This window comes from Rhodococcus sp. RCBS9, assembly GCF_029457415.1.
GTDB lineage: Bacteria > Actinomycetota > Actinomycetes > Mycobacteriales > Mycobacteriaceae > Rhodococcus_F > Rhodococcus_F qingshengii.
Genome location: NZ_CP120422.1, coordinates 642,792 through 656,811, shown reverse-complemented (window position 1 = coordinate 656,811; position 14,020 = coordinate 642,792). Strand labels below are relative to the sequence as shown.

Sequence of the window (14,020 nt, the reverse complement as noted above, 5' to 3'; positions counted from 1 at the left end):
CCTTAAATGACCTGTTTCTCCAGGTCGTAATCCTACGCGCATCGGCGTGGTGCAGATCACTATTCGCTGGTGGGGGCGGTGATAGAGGCCGCACAATGCAGGAGTATCAGCCCGGAGCGAGTAGTATTTACTAGGCCGCGGTGCCTTCTCAGGCGATTCGTGCCCTGATTCGGATCACACACTCGTGCAGCGGCCACCAGAAGAGCCGTGCGACTTGACTTTCGCGTGGCCGAATCAACTCAGCCAGGAGAGCCATCGCGTGACCATCACCAGCTTCCGTAACGTTGCCATCGTCGCACACGTCGACCACGGCAAGACCACCCTCGTCGACGCCATGCTTCGTCAGTCCGGCGCGTTCGAGGAGCGCGCCGAGCTGGTCGATCGCGTTATGGACTCCGGCGACCTCGAACGCGAGAAGGGCATCACCATTCTCGCGAAGAACACCGCAGTACATAAGGTCAACGAAGACGGTTCCATCACCGTCATCAACGTCATCGACACCCCCGGCCACGCCGACTTCGGTGGCGAGGTCGAGCGCGGCCTGTCCATGGTCGACGGCGTCGTCCTGCTCGTCGATGCTTCCGAGGGACCCCTGCCGCAGACGCGTTTCGTGCTGCGCAAGGCACTCGCCGCTTCGCTGCCCGTCATCCTGGTCGTCAACAAGACGGACCGCCCCGACGCCCGCATCGAAGAGGTTGTCACCGAGGCTCAGGACCTGCTCCTCGACCTCGCATCGGACCTGTCCGACGAGGCCGCCGAAGCCGCTGAGCTCGCACTCGAACTTCCCGTCCTCTACGCGTCCGGTCGCGAAGGCAAGGCATCGACCGTGCAGCCCGAGAACGGCAAGGCTCCCGACGCCGAGGACCTCACCGCACTCTTCCAGGTGCTGATGGAGTACGTCCCCGCGCCGAAGGGCTCGGTCGACGCACCGCTGCAGGCTCACGTCACCAACCTCGACGCATCCGCATTCCTCGGTCGCCTCGCACTCGTTCGCATCCACAACGGCGAGCTGCGCAAGGGCCAGACCGTGTCCTGGTGCCGCGAGGTCGACGGCGAGCCCGTCGTCACGAAGACCAAGATCACCGAACTCCTCACGACCATCGGTGTCGAGCGCGTTCCCGGTGAGGTCGCCGTCGCCGGTGACATCTGCGCCGTCGCAGGATTCCCGGACATCATGATCGGCGACACCCTCGCTGATCTGGAGAACCCGGTCGCACTGCCCCGCATCACCGTCGACCAGCCGGCAATCTCGGTCACGATCGGCACCAACACGTCACCGCTCGTCGGTCGCGTCAAGGGTCACAAGCTGACTGCACGCATGGTCAAGTCCCGCCTGGACCAGGAGCTCGTCGGTAACGTCTCGCTCAAGGTCCTCGACATCGGTCGCCCCGATGCGTGGGAGGTCCAGGGTCGTGGAGAGCTCGCACTCGCCATCCTCGTCGAACAGATGCGTCGTGAAGGCTTCGAACTCACCGTCGGTAAGCCGCAGGTTGTCACGCAGCTCGTCGACGGCAAGGTTCACGAGCCTTTCGAAGAGCTGACCATCGACAGCCCCGAGGAGTACCTCGGCGCCATCACGCAGCTCCTGGCCAACCGCAAGGGCAAGATGGTCCAGATGTCGAACCACGGCGCAGGCTGGGTTCGCATGGAGTTCATCGTTCCTTCGCGTGGCCTCATCGGCTTCCGCACGGACTTCCTCACGGAAACCCGCGGAACCGGTATCGCCAACGCCGTGTTCGACGGATACGGCCCGTGGGCCGGCGAGATCCGTGCGCGCCACACCGGCTCGCTCGTCTCGGACCGCTCCGGCACGGTGACGCCGTTCGCCATGATCCAGTTGGCCGACCGCGGAACCTTCTTCGTCGAGCCCGGCGCAGACACCTACGAGGGACACGTCGTCGGTATCAACCCGCGTCAGGAAGACCTCGACATCAACGTCACCCGCGAGAAGAAGCTGACCAACATGCGTCAGTCGTCCGCAGACGTGATGGAGACCCTCGCAAAGCCGATCAAGCTCGAACTCGAAGCAGCGATGGAGTTCTGCTCCAGCGACGAGTGCGTCGAGGTCACCCCGGAGGACGTTCGCGTCCGCAAGGTGCACCTCAACGCAACCGAGCGCGCTCGCGAGCGTTCACGTAGTAAGGCACGCGACAAGGCTGCTCTGTAGTCTTTCGTCGGTTACAACCTGACAGGCGGATGTGCCTTTCAGCCGAGTTTTCGGCGGAAAGGTACATTCGCCTTCATGGTTTCCAGGCGAAAGATCTGCCAGGGAATCGAGTTGCAAAGGGGCGACGCGGCCCCGTACGGAAGGAATTGTCTGTGGCCTCAGGACGTCGCTACCTGGCGTTGGCAGTGGCAGTGACGGCGTTGTCACTGACTGCATGTACAGCCGATCCGCCGCCTCCGGTCGAGAGCACCGAAACCGTCAAGCCCACACCGACTCCGGTCGTTCCGGCGATGAAGCAGGTCACTGTGGCAATCGACGAGGTGGGAGGCGGATTCAACCCGCACCTGCTCGCGGATCAGTCGCCGGTCAACTCCGCAGTCGGCAACCTCGTACTGCCCAGTGCGTTTCGCCCGATCAATTCGCCCACACAACCTGGCGCGACGGAGTGGGCGATCGACGATTCTTTCCTCGTTTCCGCTGAAGTGACGTCGGAGGCCCCGTTCACGATTCGCTACCAACTGCGCAACGAAGCCCAATGGTCGGACGGCGCTCCCATTGCGGCAGAAGACTTTCGCTACCTGTGGCAGCAGATGATCTCGGTTCCCGGTGTGGTCAATCCCGCGGGCTATCAGATGATCGACGACGTGAACTCGTCCGGCGGCGGCAAAACGGTCAACGTCGTGATGCGTGCGCCGTATCCGGCATGGCGAGAGTTGTTCACCGATATTCTTCCGTCCCACCTGATCAAGGACACTCCCGGCGGTTTCAGCACCGGCCTGAGTGAGGGGATTCCGGTGTCGGGAGCCCACTTTCACGTGCGCTCGGTCGACCGCGGCCGGGACGAAATCGTGCTCGAACGCAACGACCGATTCTGGGGCAAGCCTTCAGACCCGGATCAGATAGTTCTGCGACGCGGAGGAACGGCTGCGCAGTTGGCGGATGCGCTGCGTACCGACGATGCCCAAGTGGCGCAGGTTCATTCGGGTAGTGCCACGGATATTCAGCTGTCTGCAATCCCGGGTGTCAGGACGGCATTCTCCTACGTTCCGCGCACTCTCGACATCAACGTGAACGGGCGAAGCAAGAACTTCGCGGATGTTCGGGTGCGTAAAGGTGTTCTGGGACTGCTCGATCCGGACCTGCTCGCCGTGGTGGCGGCAGGGAGTGAATCGGCGTCGGCCCCGGTGAAAGCTCAGATCCTCGCTCCGTCGGATCCGGGATATGCGCCCACCGCGCCGCCGAAACCGACCAGGGAGCAAGCACTGGGCGAGCTGACTGCAGCCGGCTACCTGACGGCACCGCCCACCGGAATCGTCACGGGCACTGGAACGGTCGGATCGATCGTCCGTGACGGCGCCCAGTTGACACTGCTGATCGGCGCTCCCGAAAACGACGACATCGCGATCGCCGTGGCAAACACCGCTGCCGACGAATTGCGTGACGTGGGAATCCTGGCGACCGTCGAATCGGTGGCGCCGGAGGAACTCTACGGCGAGGACCTGACGACAGGACGCGTCGACATGATCGTCGGTTGGAGCCGGGCAGGCGCCGACACGGCCACTTCGCTGGCCTCGCGGTTCAGTTGCCCGAGCGCACCTTCCACTCCGGCAACAAGTTCGGCAGTGCCCGCACCGACGCCGTCGCAGACACCGGAGCCCATCCGAACGACAAGCGTCGAGGCTCCGAGCAACCTGTCCGGGCTGTGTGATCCGGCGTTGCAAGGTCGGATCGACGAAGCGCTCAGTGGCATCGGGGATCTGGGGTCGTTGATCGCCGATGCGGAACCCAGGCTGTGGGATCTTGCGGCGGTTTTGCCGATCGTGCAGAGCCGAGCGCTGGTCGCGGTCGGGACCGGAGTCGAGGGCGTGGTCCTCGACGGGCCGGTGCAGGTGGGGATATTCGGAAACGCTACGGACTGGGTGAGGGTGGAAAAGTGACCGCGTCGGCGAAGCGACTTCTGTTGGTACACGCACATCCGGACGACGAAACGATCACCACCGGTGGCACCATCGCGCGATACGCGTCCGAAGGCGTCGAGGTCACAGTCCTCACCTGCACGTTGGGGGAGGAAGGCGAAGTGATCGGTGATGCGTGGGCCGGGCTCGTGGCTTCCGAGGCCGATCAACTCGGTGGCTACCGGATCGCGGAACTGAGCGCTGCTTTGTCGGCTTTGGGCAGTGCCGCTCCTCGCTTCCTCGCCGGTGCCGGTCGGTATCGCGACTCCGGAATGATCGGCACACCTTCGGCCGCCAATCCCCGTGCTTTTGTCAATGCTCGACTCGACGAAGCAGTTGGCGCGGTGGTCGCCGTCATTCGTGAGATTCGGCCGCACGTCGTGATCACGTACGACCCCAACGGCGGCTACGGGCACCCGGATCACATCCAGGCGCACGCGATCACGACAGCGGCGGTCGAAGCTGCAGGAACGACCGCGTATCCCGAGACCGGCGAGCCGTGGTCGACTCCGAAGTTCTACTGGACCGTGACCGAGCGCAGCGGACTCGAACGCGGCATCGCGGCGATTTCCGAGTTCCCGGAGAACTGGCGTCTGCCCGAGCCCGGGGAATTGCCGAGTGTCGAGGACGCAGACGTGACGACGGCAATCGACGTTCGAGGCGTCATCGATGCGAAGGCGAGGGCATTGAGCGCCCACGCCACTCAGGTGACGGTAGCCCCGAGCCGAGCCGAGTTCGCATTGTCGAACAACGTGGTCCAACCGATCCTGACGGTCGAGCATTTCGTATTGGCCGCCGGCGCGCTCGGTCCGGTGGGTGAGGACGGCCGCGAGCGCGATCTGTTCGGCGGGCTGCACAGCTGACCTGGGCGTCGGCTCTCAGGCATTGCGATCGACGCCGTAGTGGTGTGTGATGCGTGTCACCGGATGGGTGGTCCTTTCGGTAACAGCAAAGCCTGGGGGCTGAAGAAATGTACAACTGGGACCTGCAGAACCAGATCGTCGCCTTCGTCGATTCGTTGCGTCCGATGGCTGGTTATTACCACGACTTGTATTACGGGTCGCTCTACGCATTCGCAGATCAGCAGAGTCATTTGCTGACCCTGCTCGGGTTCCCGCCGGTTCCCTGATCAGCTTCGTGCTTTTCGGGCGCGAGCCGGGGTGCTTGTCGGGAGGGACCCCGCGCTCGCGCGATGACGACCGATAGACCACTATCAAAACCATGACGACCGTCGAGAACAACACGGACGCCTCGACAGGAACGTCGCTGTCGTGGCTCGACCCTGTCATCCTCGGCGTCCTGATTTTCGACGGATTTCTGTGCGCGGTGTTGTCCGTCCTGTTCTTGCCGACTCATCTCGGTACGACGGCATTTCCCATCAGCATTCTCGTAGCCGCGACCGCGAACCTCGTATTGGTGATCGCCGCCCGCACGGTTACGACGCCGGGTAGGGCCGCATTGCCGCTCGCCGGTTGGATCGTCGGGTTCTTGGTGTGCATGGTGGGCGGCCCCGGCGGCGACGTACTCGTGCTTTCGTCCCCTCTGACCTTCCTGCTGCTGGTCGGTGCGATCGCTCCGGCCGCCGTTTTCCTCTTCAAAGTGGCGATCAACAGACTCGCCACCCTCAGCTCGCAATAGTTCTCGGCGCGCGCGTAGGAAACTGACCCGTGCATAAGGGACACTCAGCCTGTGGCTGAACATGATTTGGCGGGTGCGACTATCGCCTTGACCGCAGAACGGCGTGTCGAAGAATTTGCGACGCTCCTCGAACGTCGAGGCGCGGAGATCGTGCGGACACCGGTGATCCATGTGCTGCCGTTGGTGGACGATCGAGACCTGAGGACTCAGACGTCCGCTTTGATTGCCGATCCTCCGGAATTGGTCGTGATCAGTACCGGGATCGGCTTCAGGGGTTGGCTCGACGCCGTCGCCTCGTGGGGTTTGACCGAGGAGTTCCTCGGGGCTCTCGCCCACACGCGCATCATCGCCCGCGGCCCCAAGGCGACGGGCGCCATCCGAGGCGCCGGACTGCGCGAGGAATGGTCGCCTTCGGGTGAGTCGTCCGAGGAAGTTCTGGCACATCTCGGAAGCGAGGGAGTGGCAGGCTTGCGCATCGCAGTCCAGTTGCACGGCACCATCACCGAATGGGAGCCGTTGACGGACCTGAGCGCCTCCCTCGCCGACATCGGCGCGGTTGTCACTCCGGTATCGGTCTATCGGTGGATCCGGCCGCCGGATCAGTCGCCGGTCCGCGCGTTGGTCGCTGCAGTTCGTTCCGGTGCGATCGACGCCCTGACCTTCACCAGTGCCCCCGCGGTCTCCTCGATGCTCAGCACGGCAAAAGAAATGGGCGAGCTGGAGCGGTTCGTCGCAGCTATGCGCGGACCGGTACCGACCTACTGCGTCGGACCGGTGACGGCCGCTCCGCTGGAACTCCTCGGTGTTCCGACCATCCAGCCGGAGCGATCGCGTCTCGGTTCGCTGGCGCGGCTCATCATCGACGACCTGCCCACACGTCGCCACCGCCCGGAGTGACGGCTTCGATCAATTCCCACGCGTTCTCGGCGGGGAGATCGATCACCTCGTAGCTTCCGGTGCCGGCGGGCGTCGCGGCGACGACGGTTGCCACTCCCGCGCGCCTCTGGAAGAACGTCTCGCGCACCGTCCATCCGATGACACCTTCGGATTCGAGACTGTGACGCTGGCGATCGAGCGAGCCGTTTCGGGTGATCAACCAGCCGGGTAGTACTGCGTGGCCGAGGCCGTTGTATCGGTCGTAGGCGAGGGCGGTGCCACCGATGGCGAGTACGGCGACCCCGAACCACGCGTAGATCGGTACATCGAGTCCAGAAGCCGCGCACGCCACACAGACCAGGAACGCCACCGCGGCGAGGAACAGTGCTCGGGTGTACCGGCGACGCCGCGCGGCCGGGCCGTGCGGGATCAGCGGGGCGGACGCCTGGCGTGAGTCACCGATCACGGTGGCCATCACTCGCTCGGCTTCCCTGCGCGGTCCCTGCGGGAGCAGTAGCGAAGATTCCTTCTTCTCGGCGCTGACCCCGGTCATGATGGCGTCGAGCCGCGCGCCGCGGGCCAATCGCAGCAGGAGCGGTTCCTTGAGCGTCGTGCCGCGGAGGCGGGCGCGGTCGAGTGTGGTTTGCCGAGTCTTCAACAGGCCGTGACTGACATGCAGGATGCGGCCGTTGTCGGTGAGTTTCATGTTGCCGAACGCGATCAGGTACTGGACGCAGGCGAGTGCACTCGACAGCACCAGCAGCACGACGAGTGCGATGACGACCATCAGTGCGATGCCGAGGCTCTCGAGTGAGTCGAAGCTGTCGCTCACTGCCGAGGATTTCGCGACGGCAGTGCCGATGCCGTATTGGAACGAGATGCCGATGATGGCTGCGATGATGGCGATTCCGGTGAACGAAAAGGGGGCGTAGCGAACCCAACTCGGTTCCCAGTGACCGATTTCGGTGTCGACCGGTTCGGTGATGCTTTCGACCGGCGTGCCCGGGGTTTCCAGTCGCCGTGCTTGCTGGGCGCCGGCCAACAGTGCGGCGCGTAGGTCCGGAACCAGGGCGGTCGACAGGGCGTTGAGCTCGAACTTGTTCGAATCGTGGCCGCTCCCGGCGCGTTGGCCGGTACCGATGCGCACGATCGACAGTCCGAGCAACCGGTGCATGACCCCGGCCTCGACGTCGACGGATCGGATGCGGCTACGCGGGACGGAGAGCAGCTTTTTCTGGAAGACCCCGGTGCGCAGTTGAACGTGGACGGGTCCGATTCGGTACGTGGTGGTGAAATACCGCAACAAACCGAAGATGACGAGCAGAGTGACGACGCCGAGTCCCCACCAGTGGTTTCCGGATTGGCTGCCGAGAACTACGGAGACGAGTAGGACCGGGAGCAGTTTGACGACTTCGTTGACGGGGTGGACCAGAAGCATGCGTCGGTCGAGGCGGAGCCAGGGCTGTTCCTCTTCCGCTGCCTCGGCAGCTGCCGTTTCCGCCTCTGCCGGGATCTCGATCGCGGTCGGGTCGCCCAACTGTTTCTCGTTCACGTCGCGTCTCCCACGTTGGTACCCGCGATCTCCGTCAGTTGAGCCACCGTGCGGTCGGCGACTTCCTGGTCGAGTGCGGAGATCTTCACTGCCCCGGCCGACGACGCTGTCGTGACCGTGACGGTTGCCAGACCCAACATGCGGTCGATCGGTCCGCGCTCGGTGTCCACGGTCTGCACGCGCGAGATCGGTGCGATGCGTCGCTCCTGGGTGAACCAGCCGGTGCGGGTGTATACCGCGGTGTCACTGATCTCCCATCGGTGGACGCGATACCGCCACGCCGGGACCATCAGAATGTAGGTGGCAGCGAAGAGCACGGTGACTGCGAATACGGTGCCGACCACCCAGGACGGGATTCCGGGTATCAAGACGGCACAGACGATTTCGGCGACGATGACGGGTACCCAGAACAGTGAGGCAGTGATTGCCCACAGCCTCGGGGCTTTGGTGCTGGGTCGCCATAACGGGTCGGCCATGGTCAGCGGTTGTGGCGCAGTCATGGGCACTACTTTGGTCGAGTGAGGGGCGATCTGTCGACATCGGCCCTATCGTGGAGTGTGGCGACCGCGAAGGGAGCACGTGATGACCGAACAAGATGCGACATTCGACCCGGAGGCTCCGGAATCAGATGCGCTCGAACAATCGACACCCGTAGATCCGAACGCCCCCGAAGAACCCGATCTGACCGACATTCCGCTCGACGCGCCAGTGGCTGACGTCGTGGATCAACGAGTCGAGGTTGCGGTCGACGACGACTACCGGCCGTCGTGATCGAGGCGGTGTCGGGGCGGTGAGGCCTCCTACTTCTGGCACCGGGTGGCACTAGTCGTCCCACATGGCGCATGATCGCTAGGTGAACCGAACTGGTGATGACTCCGGCAAACCCACCATGCTTCCGATGCCAGGTATTTCCGCGTCCGCCTCGTCCAGTCCGTCGCCCGGCCCGTCAGCGTCGGCGATGCGGCGAGTTCTCCGTCGTGCACGCGACGGAGCGACCCTGAACGTCGACGAGGCGGCAACGCTGCTGCAGGCACGGGGAACCGATCTGACCGATCTGTGTTCTTCGGCGGCCAAGGTTCGCGATGCCGGTCTGCTGGCAGCGGGTCGGCCGAACACCGTGACGTATTCGCGGAAAGTTTTCATTCCGCTGACCCGTCTGTGCCAGGACAAGTGCCACTACTGCACATTCGTCACGGTGCCAGGGAAGCTGCGTGCCGCTGGGCACGGCATGTTCCTGGAACCGGACGAGGTTTTGGACATTGCCAGGGCAGGCGCCGAATTGGGCTGCAAGGAAGCGTTGTTCACGCTGGGGGATCGCCCCGAGGCTCGCTGGCCGGAAGCCAAGCAATGGCTGGACGAACGCGGCTACGACTCCACCCTCGACTACGTGCGTGCGATGTCGATCCGGGTACTCGAGGAGACAGGCCTGCTCCCACACCTCAATCCCGGTGTGATGAGCTGGCAGGAACTCTCGCGGCTCAAGCCCGTTGCGCCGTCGATGGGCATGATGCTCGAGACGACCGCAACCCGCCTGTTCACCGACAAGGGTGAATGCCACTACGGCAGCCCGGACAAGGACCCGGCGGTTCGGCTGCGCACCCTGACCGACGCAGGCCGACTGAACATCCCGTTCACCACGGGAATTCTTGTGGGCATCGGGGAGAACTTCCTCGAGCGTGCCGAGTCGATCATGGCGATACGCAAGTCGCAGAAGGCGTTCGGCCACATCCAGGAAGTGATCATTCAGAACTTCCTGGCCAAGCCTGATACCGCGATGCGCAATACGCCTGATGCGGGACTCGACGAGTTTCTCGCGGCCATCGCCGTCGCACGCCTGTTGCTCGGGCCGACGATGCGGATTCAGAGTCCGCCGAATCTCGTCTCGAACAGCGAGTGCCTCGCGCTGCTCGGCGCAGGCGTCGACGACTGGGGCGGGGTATCACCGTTGACCCCCGATCACGTCAACCCCGAGCGTCCGTGGCCGAACCTCGAGACCTTGGCCGAGATCAGCGCCGAGGGCGGCTTCATCCTGACCGAACGCACCGCAGCTCAGCCGGCGTATGTCTTGGCGGGGGCTCCGTGGATCGATCCGCGCATCGCAGGCCACGTTCAGGCGCTCGCGGACCCCAAGACCGGCCTCGCCTTGCCAGACACCAAGCCGGTGGGTCGGCCGTGGCAGGAACCGGACGAGTCGTGGGAATCGAGCGGACGCGTCGATCTCAATACCGAGATCGACACGGACGGGCGCAACACCGAGACCCGCAGTGACCTGGGCAGTGCGTTCGGCGACTGGGAGACCGTGCGCGAACAGGTTCTCGAGCTCAGTGCTCCGATTCGCGTCGACACCGATCTGCTGGCTGCGCTCCGCAGTGCCGAACGCGACCCGGCCGGATGTTCCGACGACGAGTACCTGGCCCTCGCCACGGCGGAGGGCCCGGGCCTGGAAGCCGTTGTGGCACTGGCGGATGCGCTGCGCAAGGATGCCGTCGGCGAGGACGTCACCTACGTGGTGAACCGGAACATCAACTTCACCAACATCTGCTACACGGGCTGCCGATTCTGTGCGTTCGCGCAGCGCAAGGGTGACGCCGACGCGTTCACGCTGTCGGCAGAGCAGGTCGCCGACCGTGCGTGGGAAGCGCACGTCGCCGGCGCAACCGAGGTGTGCATGCAGGGCGGTATCGATCCGGAACTTCCCGTCACCGGTTACGCCGACCTGGTCCGGGCCGTCAAGAAGCGCGTGCCGTCGATGCACGTCCACGCGTTCTCTCCGATGGAGATCGTGAACGGTGCATCGCGCAGTGGTGAGAGCATCAGGGATTGGCTGACGGCCCTTCGTGAGGCGGGCCTGGACACCATTCCCGGTACGGCAGCGGAGATCCTCGACGACGAGGTGCGCTGGATCCTCACCAAGGGCAAACTGCCGACGGCGGAATGGATCGAAGTGGTCACCACGGCGCACGAGGTGGGGCTGCGGTCGAGTTCGACGATGATGTACGGGCATGTCGATCAGCCGCACCATTGGGTCGGGCACCTGAACGTTCTTCGCGGAATCCAGGACCGTACAGGCGGATTCACGGAGTTCGTGCTGCTGCCGTTCGTTCACCAGAGCGCGCCCCTGTACCTGGCGGGCGCTTCCCGGCCAGGGCCGACCAATCGGGACAACCGCGCTGCACACGCGTTGGCACGCATCATGCTGCACGGCCGCATACCCAATATCCAGACCAGCTGGGTCAAACTTGGCATCACCGGAACGCAGATGATGCTCAACGGCGGCGCCAACGACCTCGGCGGAACGCTGATGGAAGAGACGATCTCGCGGATGGCCGGCTCCGAACACGGTTCCGAGAAGACCGTCGCAGAACTGCGCGCCATCGCCGAGGGAATCGGACGTCCGGCACGCGAACGAACCACCACACATGCACGACGCGAAGGAGCGATTGCCTGATGGCTGACGTACTGGGGGACCGCAAGGTCGTCGAGGTTCTCGATCGAGCGGTGTGGGGGATCAACCCGGTTCTCGACCTCGCCTACAGCGATCCGCTCGGTATCAAGCGTCGGACGTTCGAGCCGACCGATCCCGAGCGAAACGCTGCTGCGATGGTGTTGGACGCGGCCGCTTGGGTCCTCGACGTCGTCAAGTTCCCCGGGACGGCGGCGTGGTCGGTGATGACCGACGAGCAGCGCTCGAAGTGGTGGACGACCCGGTTGGGTGCACTCAACACCGTTGCCGTGGCGTTCCCCGGCATCTTCGGCGTCCTCCTCAATCGGTTGCCGATCCAGGACCTGCTGGCCTTCGCGAATCAGGCCGTTGTGCTCGTTGCGGTTGCTCGTGAACACGGAGTGACCGAACGGGATCAGCAGGTGGACCTCCTGGCGTCGGTGCTGTGCCGGCGTGAGACGAAGTCTCGAGAGCTTCTCACCGGAGAGGACTTCGCCGAGAAATCAGCCGGCGGCGCCGACGAGACCTGGCGCCCGTTCGCGCTCATCGGAACGTTGTGGCGCACGTCCAAGACTTTTCGTGCCATCACGGATGAGTTGCACAAGCGGCCGTCTCGGACAAAACCGTACGAGATCATCGGCAAAATTCCGGTGGTCGGCGTCGTGGCGGATTACCTCGGTGAGCGGGGCGCACTGGTACGCGCGGCCGCTCTGGGGGAGAAGTGGATCGCGATTCGGTCGAGGAACATCACCGCAGTAGGCTGAAATGTGTTACCCCCGCCTGCTCAGAGTCGGTCGGCAGGGGGATAATAGGCTGTTCCCGCGGTACGTGAGAGTCGTATCGGATTTTCGGCCCCTTGCAACTGCGTGTTGCGGCGGCGATGCACGACAGGAAGGCAGGGAGATCGGCAGTGACCTACACGATTGCTGAACCGTGTGTAGATGTGATGGACAAGGCGTGCATCGAAGAATGCCCTGTCGACTGCATCTACGAGGGTGGACGCATGCTTTACATCCACCCCGACGAGTGTGTCGACTGCGGCGCGTGTGAGCCTGTCTGTCCCGTCGAAGCCATCTTCTACGAAGACGACGTCCCGGACCAGTGGACCGCGTACATCAGCACCAACGTCGATTTCTTCGACGATCTCGGCTCACCGGGTGGAGCGGCCAAGCTCGGCAAGGTCGACTACGACACGCCGTTCATCAAGGCGCTGCCTCCCATGGGTGAGGAATAGAGATCTTGTCTCGTACTCCGGTGGCCGCTGGGCTCCCTGATTTTCCGTGGGATTCGCTCGCCGACGTCACGGCGAAGGCACACTCTCATCCCGACGGCATCGTGAACCTGTCCGTGGGGACGCCGGTGGATCTGGTGGACCCGGTGATTCAGGAGGCTCTGGCCTCTGTTGCCGAGGTGCCCGGATATCCGACGACTCACGGCACGCTCGCGCTTCGCGAGGCCGTGGCGGAGTCACTGGATCGCCGCTACAACATTCCCGACGTCGATCCGGCAGCGGTGCTGCCGGCCATCGGTACCAAGGAAATGATCGCGTGGCTGCCGAAATTGCTCGGTCTCGGAGCCGGCGATCTGGTGGTCATTCCGGAGTTGGCGTACCCGACGTACGAGGTCGCAGCGAAACTGGCAGGTGCTCGTGTCCTGCGCGCCGACGGCTTGAACAAGCTCGGTCCCGAGTCGGCGGCGATGATCTTCGTGAACTCGCCCTCGAATCCCACCGGCAAGGTGCTCGGCCTCGAGCACTTGCAGAAGGTCGTGGCCTGGGCGCGCGAGCGCGGCGCCATCGTCGTCTCCGACGAGTGCTACCTCGGATTGACGTGGGAAGCCGATGCGCTCTCCATTCTCGATCCTCGTGTCAACGACGGTGATCTGACCGGTTTGCTTGCGGTCCACTCACTTTCGAAGACGTCCAATCTCGCGAGCTATCGCGCCGGGTTCGTCACCGGTGATCCGGCTCTGGTGTCGGAACTGCTCGAGGTGCGCAAGCATGCGGGCATGATCCTGCCGCTACCGATCCAGGCGGCGATGACCGCAGCCTTGGGCGACGACCAACACGAGAACATCCAGCGCGAGCGGTACCGCGAGCGTCGTAGTGTGTTGATCGAAGCTGTTCGAGGCGCCGGATTCACCGTCGACAATTCCGAGGCAGGTCTGTACCTCTGGGCGACGCGCGGCGAGGAATGTCGAGCGACGGTCAGTTGGTTCGCCGATCGTGGGATCCTCGTTGCCCCCGGTGAGTTCTACGGACCGAGCGGGAGCAAGCACGTGCGGATCGCGCTCACTGCAACAGACGAACGAATCGCCGCGGCAGCAAAGCGCCTCTCCGCCTGAATCGTGTGCTTTCCCAGGTGTCAGGTTCCCTGATGTCGGTATCGGTC

At 64.0% G+C, this 14,020-nt stretch carries 13 protein-coding genes; 11 read left to right on the top strand and 2 right to left on the bottom strand.

Annotated features, from left to right (window positions below):
- Positions 1-259: 259 nt before the first annotated feature.
- The 6 genes from typA (at position 260) to P0M12_RS03000 (ending at position 6,657) form a co-directional block, all read left to right on the top strand.
- Entirely contained in the window at positions 260-2,167 is a 1,908-nt protein-coding gene (gene typA, locus P0M12_RS03025) for a translational GTPase TypA (RefSeq protein ID WP_007726276.1), read from the top strand.
- 152 nt (positions 2,168-2,319) lie between these two features.
- Positions 2,320-4,104, top strand: coding sequence for an ABC transporter family substrate-binding protein (locus tag P0M12_RS03020; RefSeq protein WP_007726274.1), 1,785 nt, complete (start codon positions 2,320-2,322; stop codon positions 4,102-4,104).
- Entirely contained in the window at positions 4,101-4,985 is an 885-nt protein-coding gene (mshB, locus tag P0M12_RS03015; RefSeq protein ID WP_054826209.1) for an N-acetyl-1-D-myo-inositol-2-amino-2-deoxy-alpha-D-glucopyranoside deacetylase, read from the top strand. The genes P0M12_RS03020 and mshB overlap by 4 nt, the downstream gene beginning before the upstream one ends.
- A gap of 107 nt (positions 4,986-5,092) precedes the next feature.
- Positions 5,093-5,251 (top strand): hypothetical protein, encoded by a 159-nt coding sequence (locus P0M12_RS03010; RefSeq protein ID WP_003945210.1) that lies wholly within the window; start codon positions 5,093-5,095, stop codon positions 5,249-5,251.
- Positions 5,252-5,343: 92 nt separating this feature from the next.
- Positions 5,344-5,760, top strand: coding sequence for a hypothetical protein (locus P0M12_RS03005; RefSeq protein ID WP_030536224.1), 417 nt, complete (start codon positions 5,344-5,346; stop codon positions 5,758-5,760).
- A 51-nt stretch (positions 5,761-5,811) separates the two neighbouring features.
- Complete coding sequence (locus tag P0M12_RS03000; RefSeq protein ID WP_003945251.1) at positions 5,812-6,657, top strand: uroporphyrinogen-III synthase; 846 nt, start codon at positions 5,812-5,814, stop codon at positions 6,655-6,657.
- On the opposite strand, the gene P0M12_RS02995 is transcribed toward P0M12_RS03000, so the two are convergent.
- Positions 6,617-8,188: a PH domain-containing protein gene (locus tag P0M12_RS02995; protein WP_277377434.1), complete on the bottom strand. Its 1,572-nt coding sequence runs from the start codon at positions 8,186-8,188 to the stop codon at positions 6,617-6,619. The genes P0M12_RS03000 and P0M12_RS02995 overlap by 41 nt on opposite strands.
- The gene (locus tag P0M12_RS02990) at positions 8,185-8,688 is read right to left on the bottom strand and encodes a PH domain-containing protein (RefSeq protein WP_007726268.1); all 504 of its coding nucleotides are present in this window, start codon (positions 8,686-8,688) and stop codon (positions 8,185-8,187) included. Before P0M12_RS02990 ends, P0M12_RS02995 begins: the two co-directional genes overlap by 4 nt.
- An 82-nt stretch (positions 8,689-8,770) precedes the next feature.
- Between P0M12_RS02990 and P0M12_RS02985 the strand changes: the two genes are divergently transcribed.
- The 5 genes from P0M12_RS02985 to dapC all read left to right on the top strand — a co-directional run bounded on the left by P0M12_RS02985 (position 8,771) and on the right by dapC (position 13,973).
- Positions 8,771-8,959 carry a hypothetical protein gene (locus P0M12_RS02985; RefSeq protein WP_003945217.1) on the top strand — a complete coding sequence of 63 codons (189 nt, stop codon included), beginning with the start codon at positions 8,771-8,773 and terminating at the stop codon, positions 8,957-8,959.
- Positions 8,960-9,077: 118 nt separating this feature from the next.
- On the top strand, positions 9,078-11,636 hold the full coding sequence (locus P0M12_RS02980) for a bifunctional FO biosynthesis protein CofGH (RefSeq protein WP_063316832.1): 2,559 nt from the start codon (positions 9,078-9,080) through the stop codon (positions 11,634-11,636).
- Complete coding sequence (locus P0M12_RS02975) at positions 11,636-12,394, top strand: hypothetical protein (RefSeq protein ID WP_003945247.1); 759 nt, start codon at positions 11,636-11,638, stop codon at positions 12,392-12,394. Before P0M12_RS02980 ends, P0M12_RS02975 begins: the two co-directional genes overlap by 1 nt.
- Positions 12,395-12,540: 146 nt before the next feature.
- On the top strand, positions 12,541-12,864 hold the full coding sequence (fdxA, locus tag P0M12_RS02970; RefSeq protein WP_277377433.1) for a ferredoxin: 324 nt from the start codon (positions 12,541-12,543) through the stop codon (positions 12,862-12,864).
- 5 nt (positions 12,865-12,869) lie between these two features.
- Positions 12,870-13,973 (top strand): succinyldiaminopimelate transaminase, encoded by a 1,104-nt coding sequence (gene dapC / locus P0M12_RS02965; RefSeq protein ID WP_277377432.1) that lies wholly within the window; start codon positions 12,870-12,872, stop codon positions 13,971-13,973.
- The last annotated feature ends 47 nt before the right edge of the window (positions 13,974-14,020 follow it).

Coding starts and splice junctions, on each gene's coding strand:
- P0M12_RS03010 (WP_003945210.1), top strand. CDS start 5,093: ATGTACAACTGGGACCTGCAGAACCAGATCGTCGCCTTCGTCGATTCG.
- P0M12_RS03005 (WP_030536224.1), top strand. CDS start 5,344: ATGACGACCGTCGAGAACAACACGGACGCCTCGACAGGAACGTCGCTG.
- P0M12_RS02990 (WP_007726268.1), bottom strand. CDS start 8,688: ATGACTGCGCCACAACCGCTGACCATGGCCGACCCGTTATGGCGACCC.
- P0M12_RS02985 (WP_003945217.1), top strand. CDS start 8,771: ATGACCGAACAAGATGCGACATTCGACCCGGAGGCTCCGGAATCAGAT.
- P0M12_RS02980 (WP_063316832.1), top strand. CDS start 9,078: ATGCTTCCGATGCCAGGTATTTCCGCGTCCGCCTCGTCCAGTCCGTCG.
- P0M12_RS02975 (WP_003945247.1), top strand. CDS start 11,636: ATGGCTGACGTACTGGGGGACCGCAAGGTCGTCGAGGTTCTCGATCGA.